Genomic DNA, 18,997 nt, shown 5'->3' with positions numbered 1-18,997 from the left:
CGGCGATGAGCTAAGTCCGAGCTGCGCGAGCGGGAAGGTGCCTGTCAGCGTCCGCCAGGGTCTTGATGCCAATGGAGGTGCCAGCTTTGGCCGGAGAACCCAGCAGGATGTAAGGTTGCCCGACCCGCGCCACGACACGCTCCGGCGAGCACCCGTGCCTGTCCGTGGTCGGCGCCAGGGGCGATGATGGCGAACTCGTCGCCTACAACGCTGGCGATCGGGTCGCCCTCGCGAGTTACCGTCGCCATTCCATGGCGACCTGGAGAAGGAGGTCATCGCCTGCGGCGTGGCCCAGCCGGTCATTCACCGCCTTGACCTGTCGAGGTCTAGCAGGTCGAGCGAAGGTCGTTAGGCCGTCACTAGCGATCTCAACATGCCGGCAACACGGTTCGCACCAGACCTCAGCCAGCCGATAGCTCTGGCAAGTTTTGATGCCGCTTGAGTCCGCCTGAGTGCTGCACCGCTCGGCGTCATAGGTTCAGCGCCGATCACGAATGGAACATCCATTGGTAGCTGACGGGCTAGCCATATCTCAACCGCAAAGATGGTTGCGGCTAGCTCAGCCTCGTCTTGTGTTCCCTCTAGGGCGCCGGCCAGCTCGGCAATACGTTCCTCAGCTCGCGTCAGATCGGCGGCGGTGTTGATCCTGATTATCGTAGTCATGTGGGCCTCACCTATTGGCCTCACAACTCGACGAGGGGCCCGCTGTTTCCGCTACGTGTCAGGACAGTAGAATCATCCCAAGTGAGCGGCAGACTAAGGGCGGCGTCCGTTCCGCCTCCTGCCGGGCTGGGAAACTCATCTCCCAATTGCCGGTTTGCCCACTGCCGGCAACATGCCACATCATAGCGCGCGACGATGTGGCGAGCGGGCGCTGCACGAGATCGCGCTCAGCATCAAGGCCAAGACGCTGTGGCTGTCGGCTTTCGACGAGGACCGCAAGCTAGTTCACCGCACGCTGCTGGAGGTGATCTACGAAGAGGGCGGGAACTCGACCGCCAGCGTGCGCCATCTTCGGATAGCTTTACCGCGAATGTACTGCCGAGCTGAGTCGTCCGGCTGCCGACGACTTTCATGCAAGGCCGGACCGTGCCAACGGGTCGAACGTTTCTGGTCGCGTCGCGCCCTCATCGCTCACGCGCATCACGGGGGTGTCCAGGATGTCGTAGCGGCGCACCGCCATCATCCGGGCTGCCTCGTTGTCTGGAATGATCGAACGCGGAGACGTGTCGACGAAGGCTATCGACCGCCTCCTTGAAGGCCAACTCGACTGGGAGCATAGCAATTTGAGAAGCGCTGCCTCGTGCGGATGCTAGCACCGTCGGTGCGTGCGCCGCGGATTTAGCGTCGCTGCCCATGGTAAGGGCCCGCCGAGTGCCGCTCGGCAGCCTTCCGATTGGGGCCCGAAATCAGGCCGCCCTTGCAACGGCCGCCTCGTTAGTCGAAGCGCTGATCTGCGTCAGCAACTCGTCCGCCTTGGTCTCCTCGGTTAGCGTGGCTTCAAGTAGGGTGACCGCTTCCTTCTGGCCGAGCTGCTAGGCCCAAGCCTTTAGCGTGCCATAGCGAGTTATCTCATAGTGCTCGACCGCCTGTGCGGACGCGACCAGCCCGGCATCGAGGGCCGGGCTGTCGGCATAGTCCTCCATGACTGCCTTGCCCTCCTCCAGGATGCCGAGGATCGCGTCGCAGGTCTTGCCACGGGGTGCCTTGCCGATCGTCTCGAAGACGTCGCTTAAGCGGTCGACATGGCCCTCGGTCTCCGTTCGATGCGTCTCGAAAGCCTTCTTCAGTTCCGGCGACTTCGCCATCTTGGCCATCCTCGGCAGGGCCTTCAGGATCTGCTTCTCGGCGTAATAGACGTCCTGAGCATGTCGTGGAACATGTCGTCGAGGGCTTTGGGCGGGGTTGCCATCGTCATCTCCGGGTTGGAATGGATTGCCTGGATAACTGGAGCCGGTCGGGCCTTTTTCCAGGTGCCCCGGTACGAGGATTCTAAAAAGGAGCGAGGACATCGCAGGTTAATGTTCAGGCGACGAACCCGCTTCAGATTTCCCGTTGCAGCTGGAAAACAAGTGGCCGCACCAGCGGGCCAGTCGTGGTGAAGCTCTCATGATGACGGTTCGGGCTCTGGTCACCGAAGGACAGCGGGACGAGGCGATCCGACGACTGCGTACGGAGCAAATCTCGGAAGAAGAAAAGCGACTGCTTTGGCAGGTTGTCGAGGACTGGAACGCATCGGTTCGATTTCCTCGGTGGTGCGCCCCCGTCAACAATAATCGGCATGCGCGCGACAGCGGCGGTTGGGGAAGCGATTTTTTCGAGTGAGGAAGAGGCCAGGACGGAACCATGACCTTTTCGCCGAGGCTGACGTCGCGGGCGAACGGCAGGCACCGACCGGGGGATGCACAATGGATCGTCGGACACTCATTCAAGGCTCGCTGGCGGCGACGATATTGTCGACGAGCGCTTACGCACAGAGCAACGTGAACGCGCCGACGCCTGGAACGGGCCACGCGGCGGCGATGCGGGTGTCCTGGCTGATCCGCCATTTCGCGGGCAGGAGAGGTCCCAGCACCTTGGCCACGAAGTCTCGGCGCGTTGGCATCCGAGGAGGCCGGGGCGGTTCAAAAACGGTGCGATGAAGCGCCATTCCTCATCCGTCAAATCCGTCGGGTAGAGCTTGGCATGCTGCTCAAATCCAGCCCTCGCTGGCCGAACACGTCAAAGCCGGCGCCGGGGCACAAGATCTTCCCCTATCTCTTGCGCAAGCTGCCGGTGACGCGACCTAATCAGGTCTGAGCGATGGACATCACCTACATCCCGATGGCGCGGGGCTTCGTCTATCTGACTGCCGTCGTCGACTGGTTCAGCTGCAAGGTCCTGGCCTGGCGGGCTCTCGATCACGATGGACGTCGCCTTCTGCATCGAGGCCGTCGAGGAGGCGATGGCGCGCTTCGGCAAGCCGGAGATCTTTAACCCGCCGCAGCCAATCCCGGTTGCGGCATAACCAGGGCCGAAATCCACTTAACAACAGACAGCAACTGTTCAGACAAACCGAGCCAGCTCTAATTGGCGTCGCAGTCATGTAGGGGGCGAGCATGCCATTCCGATCGATAACCGCCGATCCCGCCGATCTCCAGAAGCTGGCCGATGCCTTCGACGCCGCTTGGATCGCCGTGAACCAGCCGACGCCGATCGAGGCATCCGCAAGGCCTGCCGAGCGTGAGCGACTTAGCCACATCATCATGAGCGTTTGGCAGCGCGATCCCCAAGCGGACCTGGCGGAGACTGCCGTACAGGCCTTCAACGACGGTTCGGCCCCCATCGTTCTTCCGAGGCGGCAATCAGCCGGATAGGATTCGGGTTGGCCGTCAGTTGGTCAGCCGCGGCATCGGTGACATACGCGTCGGGCCGCGATCGCTCCCTCGCTTCTCGATCGCGCTGGCTCGACAGGTCCTCAGCATCGCATCACGGAACGAGGTCGCGTAGGCGTTCGGCAGGACCAAGTTCCGCGCCGTCCAGAACGGAGTGGCAATCTCTTCAGCCAGGCAGAGGCAGGTCTGCATCCGTAGAAGGGGCGCTTGTTCGCATTCGGCCTCCACGCAGGGATGAACGACATCATTGAAGGTCGGCACCCGGGATGCGACGAGATACGCGGCTCCGGAGCCACTCGCCAGCAGCACCGCGCAGGCGACCGCGACGGTCCGGATCACGGCGCGGCCCTTTGCGGCAGTTCGGCAACATCGTGCACGACCCAGCGCTTGATCTCACCCGCCGCCTCGAAATTGAAATCGAGGTCGTTGGCCTTCGGGCGTGCCTCGGCCTCGTCCCCTGCTTCCACGACGACCGTTACGGATCGCTCGATATCCATCTGGACCGTAAAGCTCTTGACTGGCTTTTCCATTGGTTCTCCCTCTCGCGCGACTTAATGCAAGCGGGCGATGACGCATAGTCAGTCGATCGGACTAGTGGTTATTAGCCGCCCAGCCGATCAGCCAGTTGACCGTCATCGCGGCGGCCGCGATCCAGACGATCACGACGAAGGCCAATCCGCCCCGGCTGACCGGTCGCTCAGTTCTTTCCGAGGCGGCCGCCCGGAACTCGATCATAAGCGATGCGGGGATCAGCTTGACGGCAAGCATGATGCCGACCGGCACGATCAGCAGATCGTCGAGGTATCCCAGCACGGGGATGAAATCCGGGATCAGGTCGATCGGTGACAGCGCGTACGCCGCCACCGCCGCTGCAATGACCTTCGCCAGCACCGGCGTCCTGCCGTCCCTGGCCGCGATCCAGAGCGCGACGACGTCTCGCTTGATCGAGCGGGCCCATCTCTTGATGGTCTCGAATGCTTTCATGGATTCGCGCTGGACCGCCCTTTGCCTGGAGGGATAGCGCGCATAGGAAAGGCCCGCCACGTTTGAGCTGGCGGGCCTTTCTTGATTACCTGTTTGATTAGGCTGCCTTGGCGCCCTTCGGCACTGCGGCCGCGTTGGTCGACGAGCTGATCTTGGTCAGCAGTTCGTCCGTCTTGGTCTCCTCGGCGAGCGTCGCTTCGAGAAGTTTGACCGCCTCCTTATGCCCCAGCTGCTGCGCCCAGGCCTTCAGCGTGCCGTACCGCGTCATCTCGTAGTGCTCAACTGCCTGTGCAGAGGCGACGAGGCCAGCGTCGAGGGCCGGGCTATCTTCATAATCTTCCATGACGGCCTCACCTTCCTTCAGGATGCCGAGGATGGCGTCGCAAGTCTTGGCGCGCGGCGACTTGCCGATGAGCTCGAACACCTGGCTCAGGCGCTCGATCTGTTCGGCCGTCTCGGCCTTATGGGTTTCGAAGGCCTTCTTGAGCTCAGGCGACTTAGTAGCCTTTGCCATCTTGGGCAAAGCCTTCAGGACCTGCTTCTCGGCGTAATAGACGTCCTTGAGCATGTCATGAAACAGGTCGTCGAGGCCTTTGGGTGCGGTCGCCATGGTGCGTCTCCCGGTGGTTGATTGGAATGCCCGGTAAACGAACTGGAACCATTCCTGTTCCTCACGCATCCGTGATTTGGAACGGAACCAGAAGAGGCAAGTCGCCGTTTTTCCGAGCAGCGCGGCACGACCGCAAATTCTCGGGAGCCCACCATGAAAAAGCTGATCATCGCTTCGCTGATCGCCACGGCGACCTCCTTTGTCGCCATGGCACAGACGTCGACAACCGCACCGACGCCGACCTCTCCGGTCGATGCCAACGCCCCGTTGCCGGGCGCCAATAGCTTCACCGAAGGCCAGGCCAAGAGCCGGCTGGAAGCCAACGGCTACACCGATGTAACCGACCTTAAGAAGGACGAGAATGGCGTCTGGAAGGGCTCGGCCATGAATGCCGGCGCCAAAGTCGGCGTCTCAGTCGATTACCGCGGCAACATCGTCAAGAACTGACGAAATGCCCCTCTCACCGAGACCTATGGAGACCGACATGACCCGGACGATCACCCGTTCCTATGGCGACTACGAGACAGCCCGTTCAGCAGTCGAGCGGCTTGAAGAAGCCGGCATTTCCAGCAGTAACGTCAGCATCGTCGGTCGCAACGGCGGCGGCGAGACCAACGCCGAGGAAGGCGCAGGGATTGGCGCAAGCGTCGGCGGCGCGGCTGGCCTCCTCGCCGGCTTGGGCATGCTGGCCATTCCTGGCATCGGCCCCGTCGTCGCCGCCGGTTGGCTCGCAGCCACCGCAGCTGGCGCGGTTGCGGGTGCCGCCGCGGGCGGCCTAGTGGGCTCGTTCATCAGTTCGCGCCGAGCCCGACAAGGAGTTAATCGTGGAGGAAATCCTTGACGGCGCAACGCCGCTCGATCGGACCGCGCGCACGGCTGAGCATCGTCAGGAGGGCTGGTCGCGCTTCGACGAGAATGCCGATCCTTATGATCGCAGTGCAACCGCCTCCAGCCGCATGACCCCGCCGGTCATCTGGCCTTTGCTCCCCGCCGTGCCGAGGCCTCCGGAGGGTTCCGGGGGCCTTTTCGTTTGGCGCCCTTCCTCAAGCAGCAATAAATCAGATCGCCACAATAGCTGGCTCTCCGGCGACACCCGCGCTGCCTCAGACCTTCGGAGCCTATATCATGAAGCTCAAACCCTGAGCCGGATCTGCGTGAGCTGCTGATCGGCATCAGGGCTGCTGCCCGCAATGGGCCAAAAGCCCGAGCCGCCTTTGCCCGCGAACGTCCGGTTCCGGGCCGGGCCTGCACGGCACCTTTTGGCGCATTCTGCTGCGGCGATGGTTAAACGATTTTTGCCCAAAGCCAACGCCCCGATAGTCCGCCTGCCGGAAATCTGCATTTTTAAGCTATGTGACATGCCGGCAGTGCGCTCGCCTTAAACCTGATCGCTCGCAGATTTTACGATCGGCTCCCTTGTTGAGTTAACCTCCGAACGATGTGCAGGTGTGAAGACTTCCTCGGACACTGAGATCTCACCTACCAATGGCGATCCGGGCGAACCCGGCAGCACGAGCCGAGAGGGAGTAGCAGGTCAGAAAGCGCCCGGCCGCCTTGAGGAGTTCCTGGTGCCTTGCCGCTGCCCCCAACTCAAATCAGAATGGCCGCGCCGGCCGGACTGGTACGGCGCCGGCAGTGAAGCCGGTCAATACAACAGGAAGATCAATCGAGGCCGGCGGTTCTACTGAAGCGTCCGGATATATAGCTGGCTGATAGCAGCCGTGACGAGACTGGCGTGCGGCACGCACGAGCCCCCGGAAATTGCTGCGTTCACAACGCCAGGGTCAGGCAAATTGTTCAATCGGCCTGATCCGCACAACTCACTCCTCAACCACGATGCACGCCGCTCTTTTTGAACTTGTCGATCGCGCGTTTGGCCAGATCATCCTCGTCCTCTGCCATGATGAGGAGCTCGACGATCATGGATGCAAGCCGAATGCGATCGCTTTCAGGGGCCACCAGAAGATTGTCTGCCTTCAGGCGCCGCCAGGCCAGGTCCAGAGCCCCTTCCGCTCGGGCCAGATCGAGAGGCTCTTTCAAGGTCGATAGAGGCATTACCGGTTCCGCGCCATAAAGTGCCGGACGCTAGCCGCAGACCCTTTGACGTCAATGTCTTTTGACCGGTTACCCATCGTCAAACGCCACAGCCCATATCCCAGCAGGGCAATCCACCCGCACTCCAGGACAATGAGCGAAACGGTCAGGAGGTAGGCAACGACATCGGCTGAGAGCCGCTCGCGCCGGTGAGGCTTCATGCTCAGGTCAGAGCTTGTGCCATTTCGAACCTCCAGGCGGCGCCTTGCAGCACACTGCAAGGCATGGGCCGGCAGGTTATGGGCGCGGTTGGGCAGCCTCTGCTTCCGTCCGGCGATAGAACTCCCGAAACGGGTCATGGATGGCGGTGAGTGTGGCGAGACTGGCCAGAATCGCAATGATGATTGTCCAAAGCCATACATTGGGAAATGACCGCATAACCCCAGCACACCCGTCACATTCGGCTGCCACGCCGCATTTTCTCTTTCTACGGCGCAGCGGTTTAGAAGGTTCAGTCCAGCGAAAGATTTGTAATGCCCATTGGATCGCGAAGGCCCGCTGCCGGCCTTTCGTACGATTCATTGCGAACGAAACCTCGCCTAAGGTGTTGGTGGCGGGGTGAGCTGCCGGAGTGGCCGATGCTTGAGTTCGTTTTAACCTTTTCCGCCGTTATCGGGGGCATGCTGATGTGCAGTGCGTTGGGGTGGCAGATCGGGCGGATCATGACGCCGCGCCCCTCCGACCTGCGCGAGCAGGCGCGGCTCCGCTTTCCAACATAGCCCAAGGACGGGAGCGGAAGTCAGCCCGCCTAAGGGCTGGCAACGTTCGAGGGCCACGGGCGCACCGGGTCCCGCGGGTGTGGAAAAAACCAGGAGCGTTGAGCCCTCAACGACCCGGTGGTGGTTACCGCCAATATGGCCCGGTCCAGGTCCTCCTGCTTTCCATGCACCGGCGGCAAATCCGCAAAGTCGGCCAAGGCTTTTGAGAGACATACATTGAGATCAGCGGCGGCACGGACCTGTTGCGACACAAACACCCATTCGACCCAGCCACGGAGCGACGCATCTTTGGCCGAAAGACATCGGCATGTGCTGGTTCTCACCCGATACGGGAGTTCATCGTGTTCCCTGATACAGGCAGAGGCAAAGCGGTTGGTCTCCGATGGAATGGCTTCGGCCAGTGAACCGGCCGTAACCGCCAGGGCCATCACGAGCGACAGGGGAGATCTCATGGCTACAACCGAGGGGCACAGGGCACGCGGAGGCCGGAAGCCCTATCGAAGGGTAAAAACTTGAACAAATGGTTGCGCGCTGCTCGCTTGCATCACGCTTTTGGCTCGGATGGGGCCGATGTCTGGACTTGCGCCCGTCAAAGACCCGAAATATCCCTGCTCGATGACGATCTATACCATCCGCCAAATGGCAGACGAGTTTGGGCTGACCCTGCGCGCCCTACGGTTCTACGAGCAGCGCGGGCTCATCAAGCCGTCCCGGATTTCGCCAGACCAACGCTCTCAGCGCGTTTACGACAAGGAAGACCGCGCCCGGATCGCCGAAATTGTGAATTTGACAAAGATGGGCTTCACGCTCTCTGAAATTGCCGAACACACGATCACCGACGAACAGTATCAGACTCAACTCAAATATTGCAGGGATACGATTAGAGAACTTGAGCAGGCTGTGCTTATGATCAAAGAGAGGCTCCGGTCCAAGCAATAGATCTTATGCTCGGTCCGCAGCCCGATAATATTGCTGATTAAAGGCCAAATTTGACCCTTGACGGTCCGGCTCAAGCCGCCTTCATGTCGGCGAAGAAGGTCCCGACCGCGCTACGCAGCGCATGGGCCTCCCGCGCCAGATTTTCGGCGGTGCTCAGCGCCCGGTTCGCCGACAGCATGGCCGACTGGGAGGTCGCGGTCACCTGCTCCATCTGATGGGCCACACCCGCCGTGCCATTGGCGGTGGCCTGCGCGCTGCTGGCGATCTCCGAGGTCGCGCCCATCTGCTGGGAGGTGGCGCCCGCGATGGCGACCGTGTGCTGCGCAACCTCGCCCATGACGCGCGCGATCGTCTCGATCGCTGCGACAGCACCCTTCGTTTCGCTCTCGAAGGCGATGATGCGCTCGGCGATCTCGTCGGTGGCCTGAGCGGTGCGCTCGGCCAGCAGCTTGACCTCGCCGGCGACGACCGCAAAGCCGCGCCCCGCCTCGCCGGCGCGAGCCGCCTCGATCGTCGCGTTGAGCGCCAGCAGATTGGTCTGCGCCGCGATCTCGCGGATCAGGTCGACGACCCGGGCGATGCTTTCCGAGGCACCCAGCAGGTTGCCGACATTGACGCGTGCCCGCGCCGCATCCTCGGCCGCCGACCGGACCACGCCATCCGTATGGCCGATGCGTTCGGCGATCTCGGTAATCGACTCCGACAGCTGCTCGGAGGCGGCCGCGATCGAGCGGACGTTGTCGGACGCGTCGAGGGCTGCGCCCCTTGCCTCGTTGGCCTGGGATGTGGCGCTGGTGGCGACGGCGTTGAGGCTGCGGGCCGTCTCCTCCATCTCGTCGACGCTGACCCGAACCGTGTTGAGAACCTGGTCGATGCGGATGTTGAACTCGGCGGTGAGTTCGTCGCGCTTGGCCTGGCGGCGCAGCCGCGCAACATCGCCCGCCTTTGCCTCTGCCTCAAGCCCTGCGCGTTCAGCGGCAGTCCGGTGGAACACCGCCACCGAGCGCGCCATGTCGCCTATCTCGTCGCGCTGCAAGATTGACGGAATCTCCGCGATCGGCTCAGCATCGGCGAGACGCTGCATTGTTGCCGCAAGCTGGTGCAAAGGCCGTGAAACCCTCAGATGAACCAGAGTCAGCGCCCCCGCGAACCCGGCCACCACCAGTAGTCCACACCCCAGCTGCCGCCAAAGACTGTGGCGTTGCAGGACGTCCCGCTCGGCATCCGTTACCGCGGCGCGGCTTTCATTAAGCATGGCGACGTTCCTCAGCGCCGCATTCAGCGCCTTTCTGTTGTCGCGGTTGCTCTCGTTGTTGCCAAATAAACGTGCAGCCGCGGGCCCCTCCGCCCGCGTACGCTCGACCAGCTCAGTCCTGAACCGCACGAAACTGTCGAGCTGCTCGGCCACCTCATCGAATGCGGCCTCGGCGTTGCTCCCAGGCAGCGCCCGCCAGTCCCGGACGAGGCGCTCGATCTCAGCGAGATTAGTGAGAAGCGGTGCCACGAAGCGCTCGGCATCGGCGATATCCGTCGCCAGATAGATCCCGCGCGACTCCATCACCACACCGTTGACCAGGCTGTCCATGCGTTCAGCCATTAGGATACGGCGCGTCTCTGCCTCCATCTCGCTTGTCATCGCCGCATAGCGCGACAGCGTCTGGACGCCAAGCCCCACCGCAAGCGTGGCAGCAAGCGCAAACGAGGCGAAAGCACCGAAGATTTGTGTCGAGATTTTGCGCGGGCCCATCATCTCGCAATTTTCCGACAGGGACACTGATGATTCCCTTTTCGTGGCATGATGGTGCGAAAGGATTAAGGGCGCCTAACTGAGGTTCTAAGGCCAGACAGGGGCCACCCGTTCGGGTCGCGGCAACTGATCTCCCATTCGTTATGCCAACTGGGTGCGCAATTTTGTGAGTGAACCGCTCCGGGTTTGTCGAAGGCTCCAACTCCTCAGAAGGTGGAGCCATGACGAGCAAGACAACGAACAAGTTCTCGCCTGAGGTGCGTGCCCGCGCGGTTCGGATGTTGCTGGAACACGAGGGCGAGCATCCGTCCCGCTGGGCGGCGATCATGTCGATTGCGGGGAAGATCGGCTGCACGGCGCAGACGCTGAACGAGTGGGTGAAGAAGGCCGAGGTCGACAGCGGCCGGAAGCCCGGTCTGACGACGGAGATAGCGGTGAAGCTCAAAGCTCTGGAGCGCGAGAACCGGGAGCTTCGACAGGCGAACGAGATCCTGCGCAAAGCATCGGCGTATTTTGCCCAGGCGGAGCTCGACCGCCCATTCAAGCGATGATGGCTTTCATCGACGATCACCGTCAGGTCCATGGGGTCGAGCCGATCTGCAGAGTGCTGCCGATCGCCCCCTCGACCTATCATGCCCATCTCGCCAGGCGCGCCGATCCCGAGAAGCTGTCAGTGAGGGCGAAGCGGGATATCGCCCTGCAGCCTGAGATCGCCCGCGTCTTCGCCGAGAACTTCGAAGTTTACGGCGTGAGGAAGGTCTGGCGCCAGATGGTGCGCGAACGCTTCGACGTGGCGCGCTGCACCGTGGCGCGACTGATGCGCGGCATGGGCCTGCAAGGCGTCATCCGTGGCAAGCCCGTGCGCACCACGGTGCCGGATAGGACGGCGCCGTGCCCGCTCGATCATGTGAATCGGGTCTTCCATGCTCCTGCGCCGAACAGGCTTTGGTTCTCCGACTTCACCTATGTCAGCACCTGGTCGGGCTTCGTCTACGTCGCCTTCGTCATCGACGCCTACGCCCGCCGTATCGTCGGCTGGCGCGTGTCGCGAACTGCGCACGCCGGCTTCGTGCTCGACGCGCTGGAGCAGGCCCTGCATGAGCGACGGCCTATCCATCGCGGCGGCCTCGTCCATCATTCCGACAGGGGATCGCAATACGTCAGCATTCGCTACACCGAGCGGCTGGCTGAGGCCGGCATCGAGCCCTCCGTCGGCAGCGTCGGTGACAGCTATGACAACGCACTCGCCGAGACGATCAATGGCCTCTACAAGGCCGAGGTCATCCATCGTCGGGGGCCTTGGCGATCCTTCGAGGCCGTCGAGTTTGCCACGCTGACCTGGGTCGACTGGTTCAACCATCGCCGGCTGCTGGAGCCTATCGGCAACATCCCGCCGGCCGAAGCCGAGGAGCGCTACTACGTCATGCTCGGTGAGCAGCAAATGGCGGCGTGACTTAAACCAAATGGCCTCCGGTGAAGCCGGGGCGGTTCAGTTCAGACTGGCCGGGTTTTCGGGGCGCACGTCAGTCGTAGGCGGCGCTGGCGCCATGCTTCTCGCCCTCTATTTTTTGCTGGCTTGAGCAGCGGCCGGATTTGAAGACGGCGAATTCCCTTAGCGTTGTACCGGTAGTACGGCATCTCGCAATAACGAAACAAGTTGGCTCTGTTGTTGTGTATCTGTCTTCTGGAAAATTCGTGAAAGATGAGTGCGCGCCGTCGAAACTCTGATGCTATGCAACTCAGCGGCCTCTGAAAGTGATAGCCCGGCGGCTAGTGAAGAGGCGATTTGAGCCTCAGAGCTGGTCAGATTGAAGAGTTCACGGCTGGTGACAGTAATGTCCTCCATCGTGCCCAGTGGCTTTATCGCTAAGAGATACAGTTCATTTGGATGGTGAGCTGCGGGCGAGGGCGGACACGGAACGATGCTGACTGATAGGGCCGCCAACGTCTTGATCTCGCTCCTCAAAAGCAAGCTGCGCCGATGAACTGTGCCGTGGCGGGCTGCTCCACACGCCCCCTCCAGAAATCGCCGGAAAGTCTTTTGGGTGTGGGGCTGTGAAGCGGTGATTCGCCCTTTGCTGAGATGGAGGAGGCCTGGTGCTGATAACAACCTACAGCCCGTTCGATTGATGTAGACGAAGCGACCGCTTCGCTCGACCAAGGCCATGGCGACTGCCACCGCATCGAGAGCCCCCAATGCGTAATCTCGCTGCATCTTGAGGTCGAAATTCTCTTGAATGAGCTCCGACACCAGGTGGGAAGGGTTGGTCACCCTTCGCTCTGACGCAGTTCGGCCAAAACCGATGAAGCATACTGGTAGGCGTATGACATATCTGCTTCTCGCTGACCCGCGATAGAGCCACACGCTAGCACCCACTGTCAGCAAGAAGAAGTCCAAAAGCACTCCAAACGGAAGGGCAAGTGATTCCAGCTGTCCAACTCGTGTCGTAAAGCGCAGGCAGCACGGCGGCCGTCATGCCAAGCTCGGCCGAGCGCACGACCATCTCTAAATGGAAAGGCCTCTCATAACGGTCGCGGGCTATTATCGTTGAGTGACGTACGAGCTGATCCCCATGATCGAGGGAAATTTAGCCATTGCCGCAATCGGACAAGCGAAGCAGCAGCCATGTCTGTGAAGAGGACGAAAAGGCCAGCATTGCTCAATCGATCAAATATGCGGTCGAGGCGCCTTGCAATTCAACCGCTCCAGGATAACGGTCTGCGCTCTCCGTCAATTGGATGACGCTGGCATAGGACCAGCCATCGATACTGCAGGGCAAATCACGAATGTGGCGGAGGCAGTATGCGGATGCGGTTTTGGTGCCTCGCGGCCTTCACTATGGTGGCGGCAATCAGCAGCTTGATGGCGTATGGGGGCGGTGCGGCTCTGGCCCAGGCCGCCGTCTCACCCAAGCGCCTTGCCTTCGTCATCGGCAACGGCACCTACAGCACCATCCCTCGACTGCAGAATGCATTGAATGATGCAACAGCGACGCGCACCGTGCTGCAGGAAGCTGGCTTCGAAGTGGTGCCTGCCAGCGATGCGACTTTGACGGACCTTCGTAACGCGCTCGATCGCTTTATTGATCGGGTGAGCGAAGCAGGCCGCGGCACCACCGCTCTAGTCTATTACGCCGGCCATGCGGTCCAGCTGGACGGGACGAACTACCTGCTTCCGATCGATGTCCGACCGCAGCGCTCCGCTGACATTCCAAACCAAGCGCTCTCGCTCAGCGAAATCCTTCGGCGCCTTGACAGCACGGATGCCGCCTCCAAGATTGTCGTGCTCGATGCCTGCCGCAACAACCCGTTTGCCACCGCGGAATTGTCACGTGGACTGGCACTGCAGCTCGTCGACGGAGCGCAGGAAGGCGTGCGATCCGAGGCAGGATTGGCACGTATCGATTCCGGCAGCGGCACCTTCGTTGCTTTTTCAACCTCACCGGGCGCTACCGCGGCCGATGGCACCGGCCCTAACAGCCCCTTCACCACGGCGTTCCTGCACGAGATCCGAGAACCCGGTTTGCCAGTCGAGCAACTTTTCCGGCGCATAAGGCTATCCGTTCACGACGTCACCGGTGGGCAGCAGATCCCATGGGAGACGTCCTCGCTGATCTCTGACTTCGCATTCTTCCAGCGGGCGGCAGCTTCCAGCGTACCGGGGCCCCAAACTCCTCAGCCGACCGTGCAAATGCCCTCCCTCACCGTGCGCCCCACAGCGGCTTCGCTTCGCTCGATGGCTCCCGCCGACGCCTATCGCGTGGCTATCGCTTGGGACCGTCGAGACATCTACCGGGCAACGCTTGATGCGCATCCCGACGACGAGAGGGCGCTGCGACTGCACCGAGGTCTCGCGCTGCGCACAGAGGAAACTGCGTGGGCCGAAACTGTGCGGGCTGGGGACGCAGAGTCCTTTCGGCTGTTCGCGCGGCTTTATCCTGGCTCTACCCATGTTGCTGAGGCACTGCGTCTTGCGCAGGCGGCCCCAAGTCGCAGTCGCGTTCAAACCGCTGCGATATGTCCTGTCTGCCCAGCTGCGGCACCACGCCCCCGCCGCGCGGACTACACACCGCGCTCAGTGGATCCGGCTCGCATAGTGCCTGTTCAGGCCGCACCGCCGCGTCTGCAGGTGCAAGTCCCAGCTCCTGCGGCACCCGAGGGCATCGAGCCACTGCCACCGGCCTTGGTTCCGGGAAAGCCGCGCTGGACGGGTTTCTATGTCGGCGGGGCGGTTGGAGGGGCCAGTCAGCGCTCGCCTACGCGCATCCAAGGCGTCGGGCCCGGAAATGAGGTGCAAACCTCAATCGACGCCGGCAATGTCGCGTCGCGGCTTTCGCCTTCCGGCAACAACGCCGTCTTCACTGGGCAAATAGGCTTCAACTACCAATTGGGACCGATGGTGCTGGGCGCCGAGACGGATTTTTCAGCCATGCATACTGGGGGCCGCAAAGCCTCGACGGTCAATCCGTTCGGCGTACAGGTCACAACTCAGGCACAGACCGAGTTATTTACGCTAGGAACAGTGAGGGCACGGGCCGGCGTTGCCTTCGGCGACCTGCTCGTGTTCGCCACCGGCGGTTACGCCTATGGCTATTTCGGCCAGCGCGGCGCAATAACTCCCGTGCCAACGAATAACCCAACATATGCTGGGTCCAATCCGCAGATGGCCTCTGGTTGGGCGCTCGGCGGCGGCCTTGAGTATGCTGTGGGCCCGATGGTCTCGATAAGGCTCGATTATCTGCACTACGATCTGGGAAGGCAGCGGCTTGTTATTGGCGAGACCGCCGGGTTCTTCACCGATGAATATGCAACCATGCGGGCGAAGACGAGCGGCGATACCGTACGTATGGGACTCAACATTGGGTTCTGAATACCGGGGGGAAGCGTGACAGGGGAACCTTTCGGCTCCCGCGGCTCGTACCGGGGGGATCAGCCGCTCGATGAGCCCCCCGCACATCGCCCGTCACGTCGGCCGAGGCCGCTCATTAATGGACACCGATTTTGGTGTCTCGGCAACTGTTATCCGCCGTCGACGATATGAACGCCTTCCCAAATTCGACAGGCTCCTAAGCGCGAACGTGATACAATGACACCCGAGGTCTGGAGTGGATGACGGAAGCGACCTACGAGGGCCGAACGGCAGCCGGCGCGGGAATGGCCAAGCCCGGCTCTGGGAAATACATCCAGACGATAACGGCCGTGAGGGCAACAATGCCCGAAACTCCTAGCCACAGCCAAACATCTATCGAGGGACGCATATAAGACTCTCGGGTCGCGGGAAGCATCCAGTTCGAAAGGTTTGTACGACGCCAGCGGCGCGCGGTTCACTATGAGGCCCAAAGATGGAGACGCTGACCTGGGCGCCCTATCGGAAGCCTTCCGCTCAAGCGGCCCCTTTTCATGGCGTCGCCGAGGCCGGAGTAAGCTTGACATCATAGCGACCAACTCTGAGGGAATTGAACGTCGGTCGAGCTCAGGTATCAGAGCGAGCGACATCCAGAACTTCGCGCCAGTCCGCGAGTTAAAGACGAGAGCGGGGGCAGCAACTGCGGAGCTGGCTGCATGCCGATCTACTTTTTTGATTCTGATGATGAGCTTCTCCAGGTCCTGGATGATGTCGGCATCGAGCTCCCGAACGACCAGACTGCCGAACGGCACGCACTCCTGGGCCTACGCGAGATGGCCTATTTTTCGAACGCGTCGGGGCCTAAGAACAAGTTTCACATCCGTGTTCGTCGCGCGGGCTGCGCTGTTGTCTTTGTCGCGTCTCTCACGTTAATCGCAGGCCCAGAACGATTGATCGACGCACTTTGGCCGCCGGATTAGCGGGTTTCACGTCGTCCGCAAGACGCCGATGGACGTTGATAAGCGATACGCTGCTGGAACCGGATCGCAATACGGCCATTGTTAGGTCGCCGCTGACCCCGATAGCGTCAGCCAGAACCTACTCCGTGCAGGTGCCAGAAAGGGGCACTTTAACATTTTCCGCCACGGGCTTGTGACGAGGATATGGTCATGGAGCGCCTGATACGAGCGCTGTCGCTACGAGACGAGCTGTCAGAGGAAAACCTGCAATTGCTGCGGTCCCTTTCATTCACACAAAAATCCGTCAGTCGAGGTAAGACGTTCGTCGAAGCCGGTAGTTGGCCGCAGGCGTGCTTTCTCATGCTGTCAGGCATCGCTTGCCATGAGCGCAAACTGGAAAACGGCAGGCGTCAGCTGACAGGTCTGCGTCTTCCCGGAGATCTAGTCGCTATTGGCGCATATCTCTCTAAGCAGATCGGAAGTAACCGTCCGGTGTCGGCCCTTTCAGCGTTCTGATAGGCGGCTTTTGGCGAAGGCGGCTTTTCCGATGGCGCGACGCCTGGTCAGCTTTGCGATGTTGGCCTTGATGGTGGGAAGGTCGATGTCCTCTGGGTCGAAGACGCGTCCGTACCATTCGATCAGGCGTTTGCGTTCGGGATGTCTGGGCTTGGCCATGGCCTCGACGAACTCTTCGAAGCCGGGGATTCCGCCGACGTCTTCCGGCGGAGCGCGGCGGGCGCCGTCGACAAAGCGCGGGTAGTCGAGGCCGGGATCGGCGTCACCGGTGGCCTCGATCGTGAGCGTGTGCTCCCAGTTGTCGCCGAAGTCGTAGGTGTAGGCGAAGCGCTTCAGACCGCGATTGGTCAGCGGCCCGAGCTTGGTGTTCTTGGCGTCGCTGAGCTTGATCCACCCATCCGGGTCGGGGATGCCGTAGCGCCTGCTTTGGCCGTCGATCTCGATCGTGAAGTCGAAGAGGTGATAGTTCTCGAACAGCATGACGGCCTGGATGACCTCGTGGAGGCCTCTCAGGCTCGTCGTCAAGGGAACCTCGACGCGCCGCCAGATGGCCGGCTCGACATGATCGAGCACGATTTTGATGCAGGCGATGCGATCGACATGGGAAGCGGCCGAGATCATGCCGCCAGCATAACGGCCTCTCGTGGCGTCTGCCAGTTCCAAGGCACGAGTTCGCCGATCCGGTTGATGGGATGTTCGCCGATGCGAGCCAGGACGTCCCGGAGATAGGCCTGCGGATCAAGGCCGTTGAGCTTGGCCGTCTCGATCAGGGTGTAGATGACGGCGGCGCGTTCGCCGCCGCTGTCGGAGCCGGCGAAGAGCCAGTTCTTGCGGCCGATGGCGAGCGGCCGGATCGCGCGTTCGGCGGCGTTGTTGTCGATCTCCAGACCGCCGTGATCGGCATAGCGGGTCAGAGCCGGCCAGCGCGACAGGCCGTAGCGGATCGCCTTGGCGAGTTCGCTCTTGCCCGACAGCTTGGACAGCGTCGCGTCGAGCCAGCTTCGCAGATCGGCGAGCCGTGGAAGGGCGTGCTCCTGACGCGATCGTCTTCGTTCGTCGGGCGGGCGACCGCGGACGGCGTCCTCGACCTGGTAGAGCTCTCCGATCCGGCGCAGGGCCTCGGCAGCGACCGGCGAGGCGTTGGACTGGTGGATATCGAAAAACTTGCGCCAGACATGGGCCCAGCAGGCGACCTCGGTGATCGCGGTGCGCTTACCGGGGCTGTCGGCATATAGCTTGTCGAAGCCCGCATATCCGTCGGCGTGGAGATATCCCGCAAAGCCCTGGAGATGGCCTTGCGGGCGGATGCCCTTGCGATCCGGGGTATAGCGATAGAGGACGGCGGGCGCTGCATCACCGGCATGAGGGCGCTCGTCGCGGACATACACCCAAAGCCGCCCAGTCGCGGTCTTGCCGAACCCGGGAGCGAGCACCGGCACGGGGGTATCGTCGGCGTAGAGCGCGGGCCCGGCCATGGCATGCTTGCCGATCGCCTCGGCCAGGGGCGTCAGCAGCGCCGCCGCCGATCCGACCCAATCGGCCAGGGTCGAGCGGTCGAGCTCGACGCCTTCGCGGGCATAGATCTCGGACTGGCGGTAGAGCGGCAGGTGGTCGGCATACTTGGCCACCAGCACATGAGCGAGCAATCCAGGGCCCGGCCGCCCGCGCTCGATCGGAAGGGAGGGCATCGGCGCCTGCACGATCGCTTCGCACTGGCGGCACACGATCTTGGGGCGGATATGGCGGATTACCTTGAACAGGGTGACGCGCTCCAGCACCTCGGTCTCGTCCTGGCCGAGCCGGCGCAACTGTCCGCCGCAAGCAAGGCAGCCACAGCCGAGATCGTCACTGGCGATACCCACTGGCCAGTGGATGACCTCCTCGCGCGGCAGGTGGTCGGGCAAGGGACGACGAACCGGATGCTGACGGGCGTCGGGAGCTGCCGGCATGACCGCGCGCTCCAGAACCGTACGCGCCGCCGTGCCCTCCTCGACATCCTCGAGCGCCAGCTCTAGCTGGAGGATGGCGGCGTCGAGCTTCTCCGACGACTGCCCGAACTGCATCCGGCGCAGCTTCGCCAGTTGCGCCTTCAGCTTCTCGATCATGAGCAGATGGGCGGCGCTCTGAGCCCGCGCCGCGATCAGCAGCGCCTGAAGCGTCGCGACGTCGTCGGGAAGGTCTGCGGAAGCGCTTGCCATGGTCTTTTCGA

The 18,997-nt window shown here is 62.0% G+C and carries 17 protein-coding genes, 3 pseudogenes and 1 other annotated feature; of the genes and pseudogenes, 10 read left to right on the top strand and 10 right to left on the bottom strand.

The genetic code is table 11. The features are described 5' to 3' along the window. Window positions 1-1,409: 1,409 nt before the first annotated feature. Window positions 1,410-1,912: pseudogene (locus ABIE41_RS00845) on the bottom strand (YciE/YciF ferroxidase family protein). 143 nt (window positions 1,913-2,055) lie between these two features. Between ABIE41_RS00845 and ABIE41_RS00840 the strand changes: the two are divergent. Both ABIE41_RS00840 and ABIE41_RS00835 read left to right on the top strand, forming a co-directional pair. Next, window positions 2,056-2,325, top strand: a complete 270-nt coding sequence (locus ABIE41_RS00840) for a hypothetical protein (RefSeq protein WP_192642968.1) — start codon at window positions 2,056-2,058, stop codon at window positions 2,323-2,325. A gap of 381 nt (window positions 2,326-2,706) precedes the next feature. Next, window positions 2,707-2,986 (top strand): annotated as a pseudogene (locus ABIE41_RS00835) (DDE-type integrase/transposase/recombinase); the annotation flags it as partial. Window positions 2,987-3,371: 385 nt separating this feature from the next. Here ABIE41_RS00835 and ABIE41_RS00830 read toward each other — a convergent pair. From ABIE41_RS00830 to ABIE41_RS00815, 4 genes are all read right to left on the bottom strand, one after another. Continuing rightward, window positions 3,372-3,713: a hypothetical protein gene (locus ABIE41_RS00830; protein ID WP_192642967.1), complete on the bottom strand. Its 342-nt coding sequence runs from the start codon at window positions 3,711-3,713 to the stop codon at window positions 3,372-3,374. Further along, window positions 3,710-3,904, bottom strand: a complete 195-nt coding sequence (locus ABIE41_RS00825; protein ID WP_192642966.1) for a hypothetical protein — start codon at window positions 3,902-3,904, stop codon at window positions 3,710-3,712. The genes ABIE41_RS00830 and ABIE41_RS00825 overlap by 4 nt, the downstream gene beginning before the upstream one ends. 61 nt (window positions 3,905-3,965) lie before the next feature. Then, window positions 3,966-4,358, bottom strand: a complete 393-nt coding sequence (locus ABIE41_RS00820; RefSeq protein WP_192643698.1) for a YkvA family protein — start codon at window positions 4,356-4,358, stop codon at window positions 3,966-3,968. A 97-nt stretch (window positions 4,359-4,455) separates the two neighbouring features. Next, window positions 4,456-4,968 (bottom strand): YciE/YciF ferroxidase family protein, encoded by a 513-nt coding sequence (locus ABIE41_RS00815; RefSeq protein ID WP_192642965.1) that lies wholly within the window; start codon window positions 4,966-4,968, stop codon window positions 4,456-4,458. Between the two features lie 153 nt (window positions 4,969-5,121). On the opposite strand from ABIE41_RS00815, the gene ABIE41_RS00810 reads away from it, so the two are divergent. Beyond that, a complete protein-coding gene (locus ABIE41_RS00810) occupies window positions 5,122-5,415 on the top strand; it encodes a PepSY domain-containing protein (protein ID WP_192642964.1) in 294 nt (97 codons plus the stop codon). Window positions 5,416-5,452: 37 nt separating this feature from the next. Continuing rightward, a pseudogene (locus ABIE41_RS24240) lies at window positions 5,453-5,924 on the top strand (hypothetical protein); the annotation flags it as partial. Window positions 5,925-6,795: 871 nt separating this feature from the next. On the opposite strand, the gene ABIE41_RS00800 reads toward ABIE41_RS24240, so the two are convergent. Further along, window positions 6,796-7,023 carry a hypothetical protein gene (locus ABIE41_RS00800; RefSeq protein WP_192642963.1) on the bottom strand — a complete coding sequence of 76 codons (228 nt, stop codon included), beginning with the start codon at window positions 7,021-7,023 and terminating at the stop codon, window positions 6,796-6,798. A gap of 617 nt (window positions 7,024-7,640) precedes the next feature. Here ABIE41_RS00800 and ABIE41_RS00795 point away from each other — a divergent pair. Both ABIE41_RS00795 and ABIE41_RS00790 read left to right on the top strand, forming a co-directional pair. Next, on the top strand, window positions 7,641-7,781 hold the full coding sequence (locus ABIE41_RS00795) for a hypothetical protein (RefSeq protein ID WP_192642962.1): 141 nt from the start codon (window positions 7,641-7,643) through the stop codon (window positions 7,779-7,781). Between the two features lie 570 nt (window positions 7,782-8,351). Further along, window positions 8,352-8,720: a MerR family transcriptional regulator gene (locus ABIE41_RS00790; protein ID WP_192642961.1), complete on the top strand. Its 369-nt coding sequence runs from the start codon at window positions 8,352-8,354 to the stop codon at window positions 8,718-8,720. 70 nt (window positions 8,721-8,790) lie between these two features. Here ABIE41_RS00790 and ABIE41_RS00785 read toward each other — a convergent pair whose 3' ends face one another. Further along, window positions 8,791-10,470 carry a methyl-accepting chemotaxis protein gene (locus tag ABIE41_RS00785; RefSeq protein WP_192642960.1) on the bottom strand — a complete coding sequence of 560 codons (1,680 nt, stop codon included), beginning with the start codon at window positions 10,468-10,470 and terminating at the stop codon, window positions 8,791-8,793. Window positions 10,471-10,688: 218 nt separating this feature from the next. Between ABIE41_RS00785 and ABIE41_RS00780 the strand changes: the two genes are divergently transcribed. Then, a protein-coding gene (locus ABIE41_RS00780) for an IS3 family transposase (RefSeq protein WP_192642959.1) occupies window positions 10,689-11,920 on the top strand; the annotation gives its coding sequence in 2 pieces (ribosomal slippage) (window positions 10,689-10,980 and window positions 10,980-11,920; 1,233 coding nt in all). Continuing rightward, window positions 10,973-11,089 (top strand) — a sequence feature (AL1L pseudoknot). Its footprint overlaps the gene before it by 117 nt. A 159-nt stretch (window positions 11,921-12,079) precedes the next feature. Here the strand turns inward: ABIE41_RS00780 and ABIE41_RS00775 are convergent. Next, window positions 12,080-12,739: a helix-turn-helix transcriptional regulator gene (locus ABIE41_RS00775; RefSeq protein WP_192642958.1), complete on the bottom strand. Its 660-nt coding sequence runs from the start codon at window positions 12,737-12,739 to the stop codon at window positions 12,080-12,082. Between the two features lie 531 nt (window positions 12,740-13,270). On the opposite strand from ABIE41_RS00775, the gene ABIE41_RS00770 reads away from it, so the two are divergent. The 3 genes from ABIE41_RS00770 (at window position 13,271) to ABIE41_RS00760 (ending at window position 16,788) form a co-directional block, all read left to right on the top strand. Next, a complete protein-coding gene (locus tag ABIE41_RS00770; RefSeq protein WP_192642957.1) occupies window positions 13,271-15,337 on the top strand; it encodes a caspase family protein in 2,067 nt (688 codons plus the stop codon). Window positions 15,338-16,029: 692 nt separating this feature from the next. Beyond that, window positions 16,030-16,293, top strand: coding sequence for a DUF6894 family protein (locus ABIE41_RS00765; RefSeq protein WP_192642956.1), 264 nt, complete (start codon window positions 16,030-16,032; stop codon window positions 16,291-16,293). Between the two features lie 189 nt (window positions 16,294-16,482). Continuing rightward, complete coding sequence (locus tag ABIE41_RS00760) at window positions 16,483-16,788, top strand: cyclic nucleotide-binding domain-containing protein (protein ID WP_192642955.1); 306 nt, start codon at window positions 16,483-16,485, stop codon at window positions 16,786-16,788. Here the strand turns inward: ABIE41_RS00760 and ABIE41_RS00755 are convergent. After that, window positions 16,777-17,409 (bottom strand): plasmid pRiA4b ORF-3 family protein, encoded by a 633-nt coding sequence (locus ABIE41_RS00755; RefSeq protein WP_192642954.1) that lies wholly within the window; start codon window positions 17,407-17,409, stop codon window positions 16,777-16,779. The two genes, ABIE41_RS00760 and ABIE41_RS00755, sit on opposite strands and share 12 nt — an antisense overlap. Continuing rightward, complete coding sequence (gene tnpC / locus ABIE41_RS00750) at window positions 17,406-18,986, bottom strand: IS66 family transposase (RefSeq protein ID WP_192642953.1); 1,581 nt, start codon at window positions 18,984-18,986, stop codon at window positions 17,406-17,408. Before tnpC ends, ABIE41_RS00755 begins: the two co-directional genes overlap by 4 nt. Window positions 18,987-18,997 lie beyond the last annotated feature (11 nt).

It is taken from the genome of Bosea sp. OAE506 (assembly GCF_040546595.1).
In the GTDB taxonomy this organism is placed as follows: Bacteria; Pseudomonadota; Alphaproteobacteria; order Rhizobiales; family Beijerinckiaceae; genus Allobosea.
The sequence above is the reverse complement of the archived record's forward strand: the minus strand, read 5'-3'. Positions and strand labels throughout refer to the sequence as shown.

Coding starts and splice junctions, on each gene's coding strand:
- ABIE41_RS00825 (WP_192642966.1), bottom strand. CDS start 3,904: ATGGAAAAGCCAGTCAAGAGCTTTACGGTCCAGATGGATATCGAGCGA.
- ABIE41_RS00820 (WP_192643698.1), bottom strand. CDS start 4,358: ATGAAAGCATTCGAGACCATCAAGAGATGGGCCCGCTCGATCAAGCGA.
- ABIE41_RS00815 (WP_192642965.1), bottom strand. CDS start 4,968: ATGGCGACCGCACCCAAAGGCCTCGACGACCTGTTTCATGACATGCTC.
- ABIE41_RS00810 (WP_192642964.1), top strand. CDS start 5,122: ATGAAAAAGCTGATCATCGCTTCGCTGATCGCCACGGCGACCTCCTTT.
- ABIE41_RS00800 (WP_192642963.1), bottom strand. CDS start 7,023: ATGCCTCTATCGACCTTGAAAGAGCCTCTCGATCTGGCCCGAGCGGAA.
- ABIE41_RS00795 (WP_192642962.1), top strand. CDS start 7,641: ATGCTTGAGTTCGTTTTAACCTTTTCCGCCGTTATCGGGGGCATGCTG.
- ABIE41_RS00790 (WP_192642961.1), top strand. CDS start 8,352: ATGTCTGGACTTGCGCCCGTCAAAGACCCGAAATATCCCTGCTCGATG.
- ABIE41_RS00785 (WP_192642960.1), bottom strand. CDS start 10,470: ATGATGGGCCCGCGCAAAATCTCGACACAAATCTTCGGTGCTTTCGCC.
- ABIE41_RS00770 (WP_192642957.1), top strand. CDS start 13,271: ATGCGGATGCGGTTTTGGTGCCTCGCGGCCTTCACTATGGTGGCGGCA.
- ABIE41_RS00765 (WP_192642956.1), top strand. CDS start 16,030: ATGCCGATCTACTTTTTTGATTCTGATGATGAGCTTCTCCAGGTCCTG.
- ABIE41_RS00760 (WP_192642955.1), top strand. CDS start 16,483: ATGGAGCGCCTGATACGAGCGCTGTCGCTACGAGACGAGCTGTCAGAG.
- ABIE41_RS00755 (WP_192642954.1), bottom strand. CDS start 17,409: ATGATCTCGGCCGCTTCCCATGTCGATCGCATCGCCTGCATCAAAATC.
- tnpC (WP_192642953.1), bottom strand. CDS start 18,986: ATGGCAAGCGCTTCCGCAGACCTTCCCGACGACGTCGCGACGCTTCAG.